This window comes from Phenylobacterium sp. (assembly GCF_020253645.1).
Classification (GTDB): Bacteria; Pseudomonadota; Alphaproteobacteria; order Caulobacterales; family Caulobacteraceae; genus Phenylobacterium.
Map to the genome: position 1 here is coordinate 18,554 of NZ_JADCBG010000066.1, position 15,269 is coordinate 33,822.

Here is a 15,269-nt window from a genome sequence, read left to right on the forward strand (position 1 = left end):
GCGGCGGATTCGCAGCAGATGATCGAAGGGCGTTCCCGCCTCGCCCCGCCAGAAGGCCAGGACGTCTTGGAGAGTATTGGTCGACATGCCGATGTCGACTCGGGGCTTGGCCAGGTCCATGGGCGCCTCCCTGGGTTTGCCCCCCTCCGGGCTTGCCCGCGATCCTGGCCCGTGACAAGTCGGAACCTCAGGGAGACAACGAACAGGAGCCAGGCCCATGAAGGCGGCGGTCTATTACGAGAACGGCGGACCCGAGGTCCTGCGCTACGAGGACGTCCCCGACCCGACCTGCCATCCCAAGGGCGTGATCATCCGCGTCGAGGCCATCGCCATCGAGGGCGGCGACACCCTGAACCGCTTCGGCGGCCCCCTGGTCACGAAGCCGCACATCGTCGGCTACCAGGCTGCGGGCGAGATCATCGAGGTGGGCGCCGAGGTCACCCACCTGAAGGTCGGCCAGAGGGTCGCCACCGTGAACAATTTCGGCAGCCACGCCGCCCTGCGCAGCGTGCCGGCGCGTAACTGCTGGCCGGTGCCCGACGGCTACGACATCGCCAAGGCCTCGGCCATCCCGGTGACCTTCGGCACCGCCCACGACTGCCTGTTCGAGTACGGCCGGATGAAGGCGGGCGAGATCGTCCTGGTCCAGGCCGGGGCCTCGGGCGTCGGCGTCGCCGCCATCCAGCTGGCCCGCCGGGCTGGCGCGAAGATGATCCTGGCCACCGCCAGCTCCGACTCGCGCCTGGAGCGCCTGAAGTCCCTCGGCATGGACGCTGGCATCAACTACCGCGAGCATGAGGTGCCCCGGGAGGTCCGCCGCCTGACCGACAACCATGGCGCCGACGTGGTGGTGGACTCCGTCGGCGGCTCGACCCTGCAGGGCTCCATCAACAGCCTGGCCTACCGCGGCCGGGTCTCGATGGTGGGCGCCGCGGGCCGCGAGCCCATGGTGGTGGATGTCGGCTCCATGATGGGCGGCAACCGCAGCCTCTCCGGCGTCTTCCTGGGGGCCGAGATCATGACCGACCGGGTCCACGACATGATCCAGGGCCTGATCGACGACGCCGCCCGGGGCGAGCTGGAGGTGGTGATCGACCGGACCTTCCCCCTGTCGGAGGCCGCCGCCGCCCATGCCTATATCGAGAGCCGCGCCGCCGTCGGCCGGGTCGTCCTGGTTCCCTGAGGCGCGGTCGGCCATGCCCTTTGCGACGAACGGCGAGGTGCGGATCTGCTGGGAGAGCTTCGGCGATCCCGCCGCCCCCGCCATCCTGCTGGTCAACGGCCTCGGCTCGCAGATGACCCGATGGCCGGAGGCCTTCTGCGAGGTCCTCACCGGCCGGGGATACCGGGCCCTGAGGTTCGACAACCGCGACACGGGCCTGTCGACCTGGTTCGGCGAGAACGACGCCTACACCCTGGAGGACATGGCGGCCGACGCCATGGCGGTGCTGGACGCCGCCGGAGTGGAGACCGCCCATGTGGCGGGGGTGTCCATGGGCGGGATGATCAGCCAGGTCATCGCCGCGGACCACGGGCGCCGCACCCTGTCCCTGACCTCCATCATGTCGACCTCCTCGGCGCCCGGCCTGCCCCAGGCGACCCCTCGGGCCATGGCCGTGCTGACCCAGCCGACGCCAGACTTCAGGACCGACCCCGAGGCCCATGTCGCCGCGGCGGTGCAGAACGCCCTGGTGATCGGCAGCCCCGCCTATCCCTGGCCCGAAGGCGCCCTGGCGGAGCGGGCCCGGGCCGAGGCCTCCCGGGCCTGGAACCCGACCGGGTCAGGGCGCCAGATGCGTGCCGTCGGCGCCACCGGCGACCGCTCGGCGCGCCTGGCCCGGATCACCGCCCCCACCGTCGTCCTGCATGGAGCGGACGATCCCCTCCTGCCCGCCGAGGGCGGCCGGGACACCGCCGCCAAGATTCCCGGGGCGGAGCTCCGGATCATCGAGGGCATGGGCCACGACCTGCCCCCCGCCCTGTTCGGCCTCGTCGCCGACGCCATCCTCGCCGCCGCCACGCGCGCCGGCTGACCCTTTCAAGGAGCCTCACCATGGGACGTCTTTCCGGAAAATCCGTCGTCATCACCGGCGCCGGCTCAGGCATCGGCCGGGCGGCCTCCCTGCTCTTCGCCGGCGAGGGGGCGAAGCTGGTCATCGCCGACAAGTTCGACACGGTGGAGGAGACCGCCCGCCAGGTGCGCGAGGCCGGCGGGACGGCCCTGGCCCTGACCGGCGACGCCGGCGAGGAAGACTTCGTCTCGGCCCTGGTCGACCGCGCCGTGGCGGAATACGGCGCCCTGGACGCCATCTGGGCCAACGCCGGCATCTCCGGCGGCGCCACGCCGCGGGAGGAGCAGGACGCCGCCCACTGGGCCGAGGTCCTGCGGGTCAACCTGATCGGCCCCTTCCTCGCCATCAAGCACGCCAGCCGGGTCATGGTTCCGCGCGGCCGGGGCTCCATCGTCATGACCGCTTCGGTGGCCGGCATCCGCTCCGGCGCCGGCGGCCTGCCGTACTCGGCCTCCAAGGCCGGGGTGATCAACCTGGCCCAGACGGCGGCCAACGACCTGTACGGGACGGGCGTGCGGGTCAACGCTATCTGCCCCGGCCTGATCGAGACCGGCATGACCAAGCCCATCTTCGACGGCGCCCGGGCGCGGGGGAACGAGGCCAAGATCGGCCAGCTCAACCCCCTGACCCGCTACGGCGTGCCCTCCGAGATCGCCCACGCCGGCCTCTTCCTGGCCTCGGACGACGCCTCCTACGTGAACGGCCAGGCCATTGCGGTGGACGGCGGCCTGTCCTCGTCGCACCCGGTGGTGCGGCGGCGGTAGGCGGTCCACGGCCCCTCAGCAGACCCCCTCACCCGGCTTCGCCGACAGCTCCCCCGCAGGGGAACAATTCGCTCCGTAATTCCTCCCCCTTCCAGGGGGAGGTGGACCGCGAAAGCGGGACGGAGGGGGGCTGCCGAGGGGCCGCAGCGCCCCCTCACCGGGCTTCGCCCGGAGCTCCCCCGCAGGGGAGCAATGGCTCCGTAATTCCTCCCCCTTCCAAGGGGGAGGTGGACCGCGAAAGCGGGACGGAGGGGGGCAACGGCGCCTTGGCAGACGCCCTTCGGCCTGCGCCCTGTCTGGTCAGCGGGCGCGCGGGCGGCTAGAAACCGCTCGGCAACGCCTATTGCGCTCAGGAACCCATGGCCGGACATTCCAAGTTCAAGAACATCATGCACCGCAAGGGCCGCGCCGACGCCCAGCGGTCAAAGCTGTTCTCCAAGCTCTCGCGCGAGATCACCGTCGCCGCCAAGTCGGGCATGCCCGACCCGGCCATGAATCCGCGCCTGCGCCTGGCCGTGGCCAACGCCCGGGCCGAGTCCATGCCCAAGGACAATATCGAGCGGGCCATCAAGAAGGCCTCGGGCGCCGACGCCGCCTCCTATGAGGAGATCCGCTATGAGGGCTTCGGACCCGGCGGGACCGGCGTGATTGTCGAGGTGCTGACCGACAACCGCAACCGGGCGGCGGCCAATGTCCGCTCGCTCTTCTCCAAGCACGGCGGCAACCTGGGCGAGACCGGCTCGGTCTCCTTCATGTTCGACCGGGTGGGACGCATCGTCTATCCGGCCTCAGCCGGGGGCGAGGACGCCATGATGGAAGCCGCCATCGAGGCCGGCGCCGACGACGTGGAATCCGATGAGGAGGAGCACGTGGTGTTTTCCGCCTTTGAATCCCTCAACGAGGTGGCGGCGGCCCTGGAGGCGGCCCTGGGCGCGGCCAAGTCCACGGGCCTGGCCTGGCGGCCCAAGAGCCTGACCCCCGTGGAGGGCGACGCCGTCGCCACCCTGCTCAAGCTGATCGACTCCCTGGAGGACGACGACGACGTCCAGACCGTCTGGGGCAACTACGACATCTCCGACGCCGACCTCGAGGCCTTCGGAGGCTGACCCCGCAGGAGGGGCCGTCATGGCCAGAACCGTCCAGTCCGCGACCGGGAATCCCGTCGGCCTGATCCTCCTGGCCTGCCTGGGCTCGGCCTATTTCATGACGGTCAGCGACTTCCCGCCCCTGACCTTCATCTTCGTCATGCTGGGCTGGATCCTGGCCGTGGCCGTCCACGAGTTCGGCCACGCCTGGGTCGCCTGGCTGGGCGGCGACCACACGATCGAGGACAAGGGCTACCTGACCTTCGACCCGCGCAAGTACGCGGACCTGCAGACCACCCTGATCTGGCCCCTGATCGCCCTGGCCCTGGGCGGCATCGGCTTTCCGGGCGGCGCCGTCTGGCTGCGAGAGGACCTGATGCGCGGTCCTCTCTGGCGCTCGGCGGCCTCCCTGGCGGGCCCGGCGGGGTCCTTCCTTGTCCTCGTCGTGCTGGCGGTCCCCCTGACCCTCTGGTCGCCGGAACCGGGTCAGGAGACCCTGGCCGCGGCCCTCGCCTTCCTGGCCTTCCTTCAGGCGACGGCGGTGGTCCTGAACCTCCTGCCCGTGCCCGGCTTCGACGGCTTCGGCGTGCTGCGGCCCTTCCTGCCTGTCCGGGTGCGCATCGCCGCAGCGAAGGTCGAGCCCGTCGCGCCCCTGATCGTGCTCGCCGCCCTCCTGCTGCTGCCGGGCGCCTCGACCCTCTTGTTCGGCCTGGCGGTCGGACTGGCGCGGGCGGTGGGCCTGCCGACCGACCTGGTCTTCCAGGGCCTGTCCGACTTCCGCTTCTGGACGCAGCTGGGCGGATGAGGCCCGATCCGGCCATCGATGTCCTGGCCGAGAGGCTGGTCGCAGCCCGCCCCGACGGCCGGACCCTGGTCACCGGCCTGACCGGCGCCGTCTCGGCGGGCAAGAGCACCCTGGCCCAGCGCCTCGCCGACCGCCTGACGGCCCGGGGCCTGTCCGTCGAGGTGATCTCCACCGACGGCTTCCTCAAGCCCAACGCCGTCCTCGGCGCCGAGGGCGCCCTGGACCTCAAGGGCTGGCCGCACACCTTCGACACCCCGGCCCTGCTCTCCACCTTGGCGCAGGTCCCGTCAGGTCCGGTGGAGATTCCGGTCCACAGCCATGTGACCTATGACATCGACCCGGCCCTGGCCCGCCGCATCGACCGGCCCGACATCCTGATCGCCGAGGGGCTGAACCTGCATTTCCGGGCCGAGACCCAGGCCGGGGCCGATCCCCTTGACCTCCTGGTCTACCTGGACGCCGACGAGGCCGACCTGGAAGCCTGGTACGTGGCCCGGTTCCTGGGTTTCTGGGAGGCGGCCGAGCACGACCCGGCCTCCTTCTACGCCCGCTTCCGGGGAATGGACCGTGAGGCCGTCACGGGCCTCGCCCGCCGGGTCTGGGAGGGGGTCAACCTGCCCAACCTGCGCCAGCACATCCTCCGCGCCCGGCCAACGGCGGACCTGGTGGTGCGCAAGGGGGCGGACCACGCGATCATGGGGATCGGACGGCCCAGCGTCTGAGTTACAGTCGTCCTCGACGCCCCCTTCCCGCCGCCCGCGAACCGGCCTAGGAACACATCACGAACAGTCGCCGGTGGAACCGCATGAGCCCCGCACCCCTCCGAATCCTGGGCCTTGACCCCGGCTTGCGAAAGACGGGCTGGGGCGTGATCCGGGTCGAGGGCAACCGGCTCTCCCACCTCGGGCACGGGGTGATCGCGCCGGACGAGAAGGCGCCCTTCTCCGAGCGGCTCCTGGCCCTGTTCGACGGGATCAGCGCGGTGGTCGCCGACTGGACGCCCGATGAGGCGGCCATCGAGGAGACCTTCATGAACAACAACGCCGCCTCAGCCCTGAAGCTCGGTCACGCACGGGCGGCGGCGCTCCTGGCGCCGGCCAAGGCCGGCCTGCCGGTGGCGGAGTACGCGGCCCGGTTGGTCAAGAAGTCGGTGGTCGGCACCGGCGCGGCGGACAAGGACCAGGTGGCCTTCATGATCGCCCGCATCCTGCCCGGCTCGGCCGGCGCCTCGGCCGACGCCGCCGACGCCCTGGCCGTGGCCATCGCCCACGCCCACGCCCGCACCCGGGGGCGGTTGGCGGCATGATCGGTAGGCTGGCGGGCAGGGTCCTGGAGACCACGGAGGAAGAGGCCCTGATCGACGTGGGCGGGGTCGGCTGGGTCGTGCGCTGCGGCGCCCGGACCCTGTCGCGCCTGCCCGCCGCGGGCGAGGCCGTGGTCCTGCGGGTCGAGACCCAGTGGTCGGAAAGCGCCGGCCCCCGCCTCTACGGCTTCCTCGACGCCGACGAGCGCGCCGCCTTCGTCCTGCTCCAGTCCGTCCAGGGGGTCGGACCCAAGGCCGCCCTGGCCGTGCTGGACGTCCTGACCCCCGCCGCCCTCGCCGAGGCCGTGGCCCGCGACGACAAGGCCCAGGTGGGGCGGGCCAGCGGCGTGGGCCCCAAGCTGGCCCAGCGCATCCTGGTGGAGCTGAAGGGCAAGCCCATCGGCGCCGCCAGCTTCAGCGCTTCCGGCGTCGCCGCCGCCCCTTCGTCCGGCCCCGCCCCGGTCTCCGCCGCCGGCGAGGCCGTCGTGGCCCTCATGGGCCTGGGTGTCGCCGAGATGCAGGCCCGCCGCCTGGTGGAGCAGGCCGCCGCCGCCCTCGGTCCTGACGCCGCCGTCTCCGACCTCGTCCGGGCCGGCCTGAAGGAGATGGGCCGGTGACCCGGCTGGTTTCCGGCGAACCCGGGCCGCCCGAGCCCGGCGACCGGGCCCTGCGCCCCCAGACCCTGTCCGAGTTCGTCGGCCAGGCGGCGGCCAAGTCGAACCTGTCCATCTTCATCGACGCCGCCCGGGGCCGGGGCGAGGCCATGGACCATGTCCTGCTGTTCGGTCCGCCGGGTCTGGGCAAGACCACCCTGGCGCAGATCATCGCCCGGGAGCTGGGGGTGAACTTTCGCGCCACCTCCGGGCCGGTGCTGGCCAAGGCGGGCGACCTGGCGGCCATCCTCACGAATCTCGAGCCCCGGGACGTCCTGTTCATCGACGAGATCCACCGCCTGGCCGCGCCGGTGGAGGAGATCCTCTACCCGGCCATGGAGGATCACGTCCTCGACCTGATGATCGGCGAGGGGCCCGCGGCCCGCTCGATCCGCATCGACCTCGCCCCCTTCACCCTGGTGGCGGCCACCACCCGGGCCGGCATGCTGGCCACCCCCCTGCGGGACCGCTTCGGCATCCCGATCCGGCTGGAGTTCTATTCGGCGGAAGAGCTGCGGAAGGTGCTGGCCCATGCGGCGGGGCGGCTGGGCCTGAACCTCACCGAGGACGGCGCCGGCGAGATCGCCGCCCGCGCCCGGGGTACGCCGCGCGTCGCCGGTCGCCTCCTGCGCCGGGTGCGCGACTTCGCCGAGGCCGAGGGCGCCGCCGCCATCGACAGGCCCGCCGCCGCCCGGGCCCTGGCCCGGCTGGAGGTGGACCCCGCCGGCCTGGACAGCCTGGACCGCCGCTATCTCCAGGCCCTGATCTCCAACTACGCCGGCGGGCCGGCGGGGCTGGAGACCCTGGCCTACGCCATCGCCGAGGCCCGCGACGCGGTCGAGGACGTCATCGAGCCCTACCTGCTCCAGCAGGGCTTCATCCAGCGGACCCCCCGGGGCCGGGTGGCCTGCGCCCGGGCCTATGAGCACCTGGGCCTGACGCCGCCGCCTTCGCCACCCGTCGCCGGCCAGGGGGGACTTTTTGACGGAGACGAGGATGCCGTCTGACCCCCGCGATGCGCCGTCCAGCGGCCGGTTCGAGGGCCGCGAGCACATCCTGCCCGTGCGCATCTACTACGAGGACACCGACTTCACCGGCGTCGTCTATCACGCCAACTACCTGCGCTTTTTCGAGCGGGGGCGCAGCGACGCCCTGCGGGCGGCGGGCGTGTCCCACTCCGATCTCCTGGAAGGCGAGCGGCCGTCGGCCTTCACCATTGTTCACATGGAGATCGACTTCCGCCGCCCGGCGCGTATAGACGACGCCCTGGAGGTGCGCACCCTCTATGAGCGGATCCGCGGGCCGCGCCTGTTCATCCGCCAGCGCATCCTGCGGGGTGCGGAACTGTTGTGCGAAGCGCAGGTGGAGGCCGCCTGCATCGACCTGTCCGGCCGACCGACCCGGCCCTCTCCGCGCCTGGTGGCGCAGCTGACTCCCATACTGGGCGACGCGGGCTAAGGGTCTTTCCAGGCGCCGCCCGGCGGGCGTCCCGGCTCCCGTTAACCAAAAAGTCGGGGCTGTGCGGCTAGGGTCCGCCCTATCTTCGCCATCCTGACCTGTAGTCTGCGCGGGGCCCTGAACGGGCCTGGCCGATCAGCCCCGGAGAGACCATGGAGCCCGCTGCCATCACGCCGGAATCCTTCACATTCGTCGCCCTGTTCGCCCGCGCGGACTGGGTTGTGAAGTCCGTCATGATCCTTCTGGGGCTCGCCTCGCTGGCGTCCTGGGGCGTCATCCTGGACAAGGCGATCCGCCTCCGGAACCTGAACCGGGCGGCGGACGCCTTCGAGGCCGAGGCGGCTTCGGGCCGCAGCCTCGAGGATATCGCCCTCGAGGCGGGGGAGAACCCGCCGCACGCCCTGCACCGGATGCTCAAGGCCGCCCTGTTCGAGTGGCGAGAGGCCCGGTCCCGGGGTCCTGTGTCCGAGGCGCAGGCGGCCTTCCTGGTGCAGAGGATCGATCGCGTTCTGGACGCCTCGATCGCGCGGGAGTCCCTGAGAGTGGAGACCGGACTCTCGGCCCTGGCCATTGTCGCCACCGCCTCGCCCTTCGTCGGTCTCTTCGGGACGGTCTGGGGGATCATGCACAGCTTCCAGGCCATCGCGGTGCAGAAGAACACCAGCCTGGCGGTGGTCGCCCCGAGCATAGCCGAGGCCCTCTTCGCCACGGCCATCGGGCTCATCGCCGCCATTCCGGCCTACATCGCCTTCAACCACTTTTCCTCCGAGGTCAGCCGCTACGCCGCCCGCCTCGAGGGATTTGCGGATGACCTGTCCACCGCCGTCCAGCGGCGCCTGGCCTCGAAGGTCTGAGCCATGGCCCTGTCCGCCCACGACGCCTTCTCGGGATCCGGCGGCGGCGGCCGGCGGCGGCGCTATGGCCGCGGCCGCCGTTCCGCCCTGTCGGAGATCAATGTCACGCCCTTCGTGGACGTGATGCTCGTGCTGCTGATTGTCTTCATGGTCTCTGCGCCCCTGCTGTCGGCCGGGGTGCCCCTGGAGCTTCCGAAGACGGAGGCCGGGGCCATCCGCGAGAGCGAGGCCCCCCTCACCGTCTCGGTCCGGGCCGACGGGTCCATCTTCGTCCAGGAGCAACGGACGCCCTTCGAGGCCCTTGGACCAGCCCTTGCGGCGGCGGCCCGGGACCCCGAGCGGGAGGTCTTTGTCCGCGCCGATGGCCGGGTCTCCTACGAGGAGGTCGCCCGGGTCATGGCCGCGCTCTCCGTGCGGGGCTTCACGCGGATCAACCTGATCACGGATACCGGCGGACCCCTCGCGGGACCCCCGGCGGACGCCGCGCCCCCCGCCGGGGAGGTCGCCACGCCGTGACGCTGACGGGCAAGGTCAACCCGGCCTACCTGGCGTCAACCCTCCTCCACCTGGGGGTGCTGGCGGCGCTCGTCCTTGTCCGGCCGGTCGTGGGCGATCCCGCCGGCGAGGGTCCGCCCGTCGCCGTGCGGCTCGCGGACTCCGGCGACCTCGCCGCAGCGCTGGCGGCCGCCGGCGCGCCGCAGACGGCGGCCGAGCCCGCCCCGGATCCGCCGGCCCCGGAGGAGAGCGCGCCGGAGGTCCGCCCGCCCGAGCCCGCCGCGCCGGCCCCGGCGCCGCCCCCGCCCTTGCGAAAGCCCGTCCCCGCGCCGACTCCCAAGCCCGTCCCCGCGCCGGCCAGGCAGGAGGTCGCCGCACCCAGGCCTGCGCAGGCCGCCCCGAAGCCCCCCGCGACCCGGCCGCCGAACCCCAGGCCGGCCGCCGCCGCCCCCGCCCAGCCGCGCCCTCCGGGAGGACTGGATCTCGACGCCCTGGCCAGTCAGGTGGCGCGTCTCGGCGGAGCGCGCCCCGGCGCCCCGGCGTCGGGGGGTGCGGCGTCCGGCCCCAGCGCCGCGGCGCTCGCCGGCCTCCAGGACCAGCTCCAGAGGCGCTGGACTCCGAACTGCGAGGTGGAGGGGGGGCGCGACGTCCGGGTGCGGGTCAGCTTCCGGCTCGGTCCGGGCGGCGACCTTGACGGGCCCGTCGAGGCCGGCGGACTCGAGCAGTCGGGCAACGCCGTCGTCCGCGCCGCCGCGGAACGGGCGATCCGCGCCGTCCATCAAGCCGCTCCATTTCCGGCGCTTTCCGGCGCCTCAGGTCAGCGAATCGCCGTCAACTTCAACGCCCGGGAGGCCTGTTCATGAGGATGTCCGCTGCAGCCCTGATCTTCGCAGGTCTCGTCATGACCGGCGCCCTTCTGGGCCCGGCGCAGGCCCGGGCGGAGATCGAGGTGGACGTCAACCGGGGGGACCTCAGGCCGCTTCCCGTCTCCATCCCCGCCTTCTCCGGCGACCGCGGCGCCGACATCGCGGGGGTGATCGCCGACAATCTCGGTCGATCGGGGCTCTTCGCCCCTGTCGACCCCGCGGGGAACCAGGCGGAGGTTTCGACCGAGCCGGATTTCCCGGTCTGGACGGCCCTGGGCGCCCAGGCCCTGGTGAATGGCGCCGCCACCCTGGTCGACGGTCGGCTTCAGGTTGATTTCCGGCTCTGGGACACCTTCGCCGGCCAGCAGCTCCTGGGCCTGCAGTTCACCTCCACCCCCGAGAACTGGCGCCGCGTCGCCCATAAGATCTCCGACGCGGTCTATGAGCGCCTGACCGGCGAGAAGGGCTATTTCGATACCCGAGTGGTCTTTGTCTCCGAGACCGGCGGGCGGCTCAACCGCACCCTGCGCCTCGCCGTCATGGACCAGGACGGCGCCAACCCCAGCTATCTCACCGACGGCTCGGAGATCGTGCTGTCTCCGAGATTTTCCGCCTCCAGCCAGCAGATCACCTACATGTCCCTCCGCCAGGATGGCTCGGCGGTCTTCCTCCTGAACCTGGAGACCGGGCGGCGCGAGAGCCTGGGCCAGTTCTCCGGCATGGTCTTCGCCCCCAGGTTCTCGCCCGACGGATCGCAGGTGGCCTTCGCGCTTGAGCGGAACGGGAACTCGGACATCTGGGTGATGAACCTGGTCAATCGCCAGAGCCGGCGCCTGACGTCCGACCCCGCGATCGACACCTCTCCCGCCTTCTCTCCCGACGGAAGCCGGATCGCCTTCAACTCCGACCGCGGGGGATCGCCGCAGCTCTATGTCATGGACGCCAATGGCGGCGGCGCCCGGCGGATCTCGTTCGGGGAGGGACGCTACACCTCTCCGGTCTGGAGCCCGGCCGGCGACTTCATCGCCTTCACCCGGCAGGGAGGGGGCCAGTTCCACATCGGCATCATGCGTCCTGACGGTTCGGACGAAAGGACCCTGACCTCCAGCTATATGGACGAAGGCCCGACCTGGGCCCCGAACGGCCGGGTCCTTCTCTTCAGCCGGCAGGAGGCGGGCGGCGAACCTCGCCTCTGGACCGTTGATGTCACAGGCCGCATTCTGAAACCTGCACCCTATGCCGGCGGGGCGTCCGACCCGGCCTGGTCGCCCCTGTTCAACTGACGTCCATCGACTAGAGACCCGAGGAGATCCCGATGACCCGAAACAACGCCCTCAGATGGACCGTGCTGCTGGCGGCCGCCTCGGTCCTGGCCGCCTGCCAGTCGGCGCCCAAGCCCCAGCCGGAGACGTCACCCCCCCCTGCGGCCCCCGCCGCCGATGCGGCCGGGGCGTCCTCCGACGTCCAGACCGTGCGCCGGCCCCCGCCGGTCTCCGGGACGCCGCTTCCCGGCACGGTGCAGGACTTCGTGATCAACGCCTCCGACCGGGTCTTCTTCGACGTCGACCAGTATGAGGTCCGCCCGGACGCGGCGGTTGTCCTGGAGAGGCAGGCGGCCTGGCTCAGACGTTACCCGGCGGTCCAGGTGCGGATCGAGGGCAACGCCGATGAGCGGGGCACCCGGGAGTACAACCTCGCCCTGGGTTCGCGCCGGGCCAATGCGGTGCGGGAGCACCTCATCGGCCTGGGGATTTCCCCCGCCCGGATCTCGACCATCTCCTTTGGAAAGGAGCGTCCGCTTGATCCGGGTGCGGATGAGGAGGCGTTCAAGCGGAACCGCAACGCGCGGACCGCGATCGCCAGCGGGGCGCGCTGATCGCCATGCGAGCGAGGTCCGCCCGCCCCTGGACAGCCGCCGTCGCCCTGGGTCTTGCGATTGCGCTGGCCGGCGCGGCCTACGCCCAGAGGGTCGCGCCGGAAGATCCCAGGGATGTCAGAATCCGTGAGCTTTCGGACCGGCTTTCCGACCTCGAGCGGGCCCTCCAGGGCCTGAACGCCCAGCTGGAGGCGACCACCCGGGCGGCGGACCTGGCCCGGGGCGACCTGACGCGACTGACGGACAGGGTGTCCGGCCTGGAGGCTGGCCGACCGGGCGGCGCGGTCCCGGCCCCGCCGCAATCCAGCCCTGGCGCCGCCCCGCCCGTCGCGGCGGGGGCGCCCCCGGGAGTCCCGCCTTCTGGCCCGCCTTCTGGCGCGACTCCTGCCCCGGCTCCTGGCCCGGCTCCCGCCGCCCAGGCCAACCCGACTCCGGCGCCGGCCCAGACCGCCGGCTCTCCGCCGGCCGCCGTCGAGGACGGCCTCACCGCGGGGCGCCGACAGCTGCAGGGCGGGGACCCCGCGACCGCGGAAGCGACACTCACCGCCTGGCTGGCCGCCAACGGGGCCGACCCCAGGGCCGGCGAGGCGACCTACCTGCGGGGCCGGGCGCGGGCCCTTCGGTCGGCCTGGGCGGACGCCGCCTCGGACTATATCGCCGCACTGAGGGGGTGGCCCCAGACCTGGTGGGCCCCTGACGCCGTCGTGGAACTCGCCCGGAGCCTTGGGAGGCTGGGCAAGCCGGCGGAGGCCTGCCAGGCGCTGGCGGAGCTCGGGGCCCGCTATCCTGCAGCGACGGAAGGCGCCCGCCGGCGCGCCGCGGCGCTGGCGGTCCAGACCGGGTGCGGCGCCTGAACCCGGACCTGGACGGCCGGGTCCACGCTCGCCTGGACGCCCGGCTGGCCCGGGACTCCCGTGCGCCCCTGGCCGTGGCCCTTTCCGGGGGCGGCGATTCCCTGGCCCTTGTGCTGATGGCCTCGGACTGGGCGCGTGCCCGCGGTCGCCCCCTGCGGGTCCTCACGGTGGATCATGGTCTTCAGCCCGACGGCCGGGCCTGGACCGAGACCTGCGCCGGGATCGCTCGGCGTCTGGGGGCCGGCTTCGAGGCGCTGGCCTGGCGCGGTCCCTACCCGGAGACGGGGTTACCCGCAGCCGCCCGGCAGGCCCGGCACCGGCTTCTGGCCGAGGCCGCGCGTCGCACCGGGGCGCGGGTTCTCCTGATGGGGCACACCGCCGACGATGTGGCGGAGACTCAGGTGATGCGGTCCGAGGGCGCCCTCACCCCCTTTCCGCGGGAGTGGTCGCCCTCTCCGGTCTGGCCGGAGGGCCGCGGCGTATTCATCCTCCGGCCGCTGCTGGGCGTCAGGCGTGAGAGCCTGCGACGCTGGCTTCTGGACCGGGGCGAAGTCTGGGTCGAGGACCCGGCCAACAGCGACCTTCGCTTCGCCAGAAGCCGGGCGCGCAGGGTGCTGGCGGGGCCCGGAGCGGGCGCCTCCGAGGTCTTCGCGGCTGCGGAGACCGAGGGGCTTTCCGAGGCTGCGGAGGCGGCGCTCCAGGTGGAGGGCGGCCGCCAGGGGCTGGTCCTGCCCAGGGAGAGCCTCAGGACGATGAAGTCTGCGGCGGCGCGACGACTGGTGGCCGCGGCCTGCCTGTCGGCAGGCGGAGGCGGACGCCCGCCGAGGGGTGAGGCCCTCGATCGATTGGTGGGTCGACTGGTTTCGGAGGCCGGGGTTCGCGCCACCCTCGCCGGCGCCCTCGTCCTGGCGGATGACGACCGGGTGATGTGGGGGCGGACGGCGGGAGAGATGCAGAGGCAGAGCGCCGGGGGACTGGATCTGCCGGAAGGGGGCGAGGGCGTCTTTGACGGCCGCTTCGAGGTCAGGGCCAGCCGCAACATCCGCCTCTTCCCCCTTGCGGGGCGGCTCGCCCGGCTGCCCCAAACGGACCGGGCCGCACTCGCCGGGGTTCCGGTCCCCTTCCGGGGGAGCCTCCCGGGGGTGCTCGCGGAGGACGGCGTTCGGCTGGCCGGCGCGCCCGGTTCGGGCGCCGAGGTGCGCTTTCTGGGGCGGGCCCGACTGGTCTCGGCGTGTGGCGGGGCGCCGGACGAAGGGTCCGCTGCGGCTCTGGAGCTCAGCGGGCGCTGCTGATTTCCAGGATGTGCTGCACCCCGCGGATCACCCTGCCGGCGTGCCTCGGGCCCAGGAGATTGGCGTGGTCAGCGCCCTCGACGCGATCGGAGAACCCTGCGCGTGAGGCCCGGGCGGGGGAATCCTGGAGCGCCCTGAGGTCTGGCGGGAGACGGCTCTCCCCGGCGGTGATCACCGCGACCGGGAGGTCCGGGTCGAAGGGTCCCTCCCGGCGGCCTTGCTCGGCTGATTCCAGCCATTGCTGAACCTCCCGGGCGGAAGCTCGGGCGTGGGAGGCCGAGGCGTAGATCCGTCGCTTCTCCCGGGACACCGGGGGAGGCAGGCCGATCCTGTCTCCGGCGACGAGGGACCAGGGGCCCATGACCCCGAGGTCCGCCACCCGGTCGAGGAGGAACATGGCCTGCCGGAAGCCTCCGATCCAACGGGCGGCCAGCGGATGGTCCACAACCTCGGGCAGGACCGCGTCCACCAGGACCACCCCCTTCAGCCGGGGCCTGACCCTGGGCGCGAGGACCCGCAGGAAGAGCCCGGCCATGGAGTGACCGGCCAGGATCAGCGGCGAGGGATCCGCAATGCGATCGAGGAGTCCCTCAAGGTCGTCGGCGATCGCCCGGGCGTCCCGGGGTTCCGGGCCGGGATCGGAGAAACCCAGCCCCGCGCGGTCGTAGGCCAGGCTGCGGACGCCAAGCCGGGCCAGGCCCTGCTGGACCTCATGCCAGTCGGCGGAACATCCGAAGGCGCCGCATTCGAGGACCACCAGCGGCCCCTCGCCGGGCCTCTCGGCCCAGGGACCGGCGCGGACCCCCCGCAGGCGCCGGCCGCCGATATCGATCCATTCGCCTCGCGAGAGCTGCTCCACCGTCTGTCCTTTCAGAGGTCAACCCTCGGTACA

At 72.5% G+C, this 15,269-nt stretch carries 18 protein-coding genes; 17 read left to right on the forward strand and 1 reads right to left on the reverse strand.

What is annotated here, in order from left to right; all coding sequences use genetic code 11:
* Positions 1 to 217: 217 nt before the first annotated feature.
* The 17 genes from INE98_RS04830 to tilS all read left to right on the forward strand — a co-directional run bounded on the left by INE98_RS04830 (position 218) and on the right by tilS (position 14,377).
* Positions 218 to 1,183: a zinc-binding alcohol dehydrogenase family protein gene (locus INE98_RS04830; RefSeq protein ID WP_293537028.1), complete on the forward strand. Its 966-nt coding sequence runs from the start codon at positions 218 to 220 to the stop codon at positions 1,181 to 1,183.
* Between the two features lie 13 nt (positions 1,184 to 1,196).
* A complete protein-coding gene (locus INE98_RS04835; protein ID WP_293537029.1) occupies positions 1,197 to 2,033 on the forward strand; it encodes an alpha/beta hydrolase in 837 nt (278 codons plus the stop codon).
* A 20-nt stretch (positions 2,034 to 2,053) separates the two neighbouring features.
* A complete protein-coding gene (locus INE98_RS04840) occupies positions 2,054 to 2,836 on the forward strand; it encodes an SDR family NAD(P)-dependent oxidoreductase (protein WP_293513845.1) in 783 nt (260 codons plus the stop codon).
* A gap of 359 nt (positions 2,837 to 3,195) precedes the next feature.
* Complete coding sequence (locus INE98_RS04845) at positions 3,196 to 3,942, forward strand: YebC/PmpR family DNA-binding transcriptional regulator (protein WP_293537031.1); 747 nt, start codon at positions 3,196 to 3,198, stop codon at positions 3,940 to 3,942.
* A 19-nt stretch (positions 3,943 to 3,961) separates the two neighbouring features.
* Positions 3,962 to 4,726, forward strand: coding sequence for a site-2 protease family protein (locus tag INE98_RS04850; protein WP_293537032.1), 765 nt, complete (start codon positions 3,962 to 3,964; stop codon positions 4,724 to 4,726).
* Positions 4,723 to 5,448 carry a hypothetical protein gene (locus tag INE98_RS04855; protein WP_293537034.1) on the forward strand — a complete coding sequence of 242 codons (726 nt, stop codon included), beginning with the start codon at positions 4,723 to 4,725 and terminating at the stop codon, positions 5,446 to 5,448. The genes INE98_RS04850 and INE98_RS04855 overlap by 4 nt, the downstream gene beginning before the upstream one ends.
* 83 nt (positions 5,449 to 5,531) lie before the next feature.
* Complete coding sequence (gene ruvC / locus INE98_RS04860; protein WP_293537035.1) at positions 5,532 to 6,032, forward strand: crossover junction endodeoxyribonuclease RuvC; 501 nt, start codon at positions 5,532 to 5,534, stop codon at positions 6,030 to 6,032.
* A complete protein-coding gene (gene ruvA, locus INE98_RS04865) occupies positions 6,029 to 6,646 on the forward strand; it encodes a Holliday junction branch migration protein RuvA (protein ID WP_293537036.1) in 618 nt (205 codons plus the stop codon). Before ruvC ends, ruvA begins: the two co-directional genes overlap by 4 nt.
* Positions 6,643 to 7,689 (forward strand): Holliday junction branch migration DNA helicase RuvB, encoded by a 1,047-nt coding sequence (gene ruvB / locus INE98_RS04870; RefSeq protein WP_293514205.1) that lies wholly within the window; start codon positions 6,643 to 6,645, stop codon positions 7,687 to 7,689. Before ruvA ends, ruvB begins: the two co-directional genes overlap by 4 nt.
* A complete protein-coding gene (gene ybgC, locus INE98_RS04875; RefSeq protein WP_293537038.1) occupies positions 7,679 to 8,140 on the forward strand; it encodes a tol-pal system-associated acyl-CoA thioesterase in 462 nt (153 codons plus the stop codon). Before ruvB ends, ybgC begins: the two co-directional genes overlap by 11 nt.
* A gap of 152 nt (positions 8,141 to 8,292) precedes the next feature.
* Positions 8,293 to 8,994, forward strand: a complete 702-nt coding sequence (gene tolQ, locus INE98_RS04880; RefSeq protein ID WP_293537040.1) for a protein TolQ — start codon at positions 8,293 to 8,295, stop codon at positions 8,992 to 8,994.
* A 3-nt stretch (positions 8,995 to 8,997) separates the two neighbouring features.
* Complete coding sequence (locus INE98_RS04885; protein WP_293537042.1) at positions 8,998 to 9,510, forward strand: ExbD/TolR family protein; 513 nt, start codon at positions 8,998 to 9,000, stop codon at positions 9,508 to 9,510.
* The gene (locus tag INE98_RS04890) at positions 9,507 to 10,352 is read left to right on the forward strand and encodes an energy transducer TonB (RefSeq protein WP_293537043.1); all 846 of its coding nucleotides are present in this window, start codon (positions 9,507 to 9,509) and stop codon (positions 10,350 to 10,352) included. The genes INE98_RS04885 and INE98_RS04890 overlap by 4 nt, the downstream gene beginning before the upstream one ends.
* Positions 10,349 to 11,638 carry a Tol-Pal system beta propeller repeat protein TolB gene (tolB, locus tag INE98_RS04895; protein ID WP_293537045.1) on the forward strand — a complete coding sequence of 430 codons (1,290 nt, stop codon included), beginning with the start codon at positions 10,349 to 10,351 and terminating at the stop codon, positions 11,636 to 11,638. Before INE98_RS04890 ends, tolB begins: the two co-directional genes overlap by 4 nt.
* Positions 11,639 to 11,670: 32 nt before the next feature.
* Positions 11,671 to 12,231 carry a peptidoglycan-associated lipoprotein Pal gene (gene pal / locus INE98_RS04900; RefSeq protein WP_293537047.1) on the forward strand — a complete coding sequence of 187 codons (561 nt, stop codon included), beginning with the start codon at positions 11,671 to 11,673 and terminating at the stop codon, positions 12,229 to 12,231.
* 5 nt (positions 12,232 to 12,236) lie between these two features.
* Complete coding sequence (locus tag INE98_RS04905; RefSeq protein ID WP_293537048.1) at positions 12,237 to 13,085, forward strand: hypothetical protein; 849 nt, start codon at positions 12,237 to 12,239, stop codon at positions 13,083 to 13,085.
* The gene (gene tilS / locus INE98_RS04910) at positions 13,073 to 14,377 is read left to right on the forward strand and encodes a tRNA lysidine(34) synthetase TilS (RefSeq protein WP_293537050.1); all 1,305 of its coding nucleotides are present in this window, start codon (positions 13,073 to 13,075) and stop codon (positions 14,375 to 14,377) included. Before INE98_RS04905 ends, tilS begins: the two co-directional genes overlap by 13 nt.
* On the opposite strand, the gene INE98_RS04915 is transcribed toward tilS, so the two are convergent.
* Complete coding sequence (locus tag INE98_RS04915) at positions 14,361 to 15,236, reverse strand: alpha/beta hydrolase (RefSeq protein WP_293537052.1); 876 nt, start codon at positions 15,234 to 15,236, stop codon at positions 14,361 to 14,363. The two genes, tilS and INE98_RS04915, sit on opposite strands and share 17 nt — an antisense overlap.
* Positions 15,237 to 15,269: the final 33 nt, after the last annotated feature.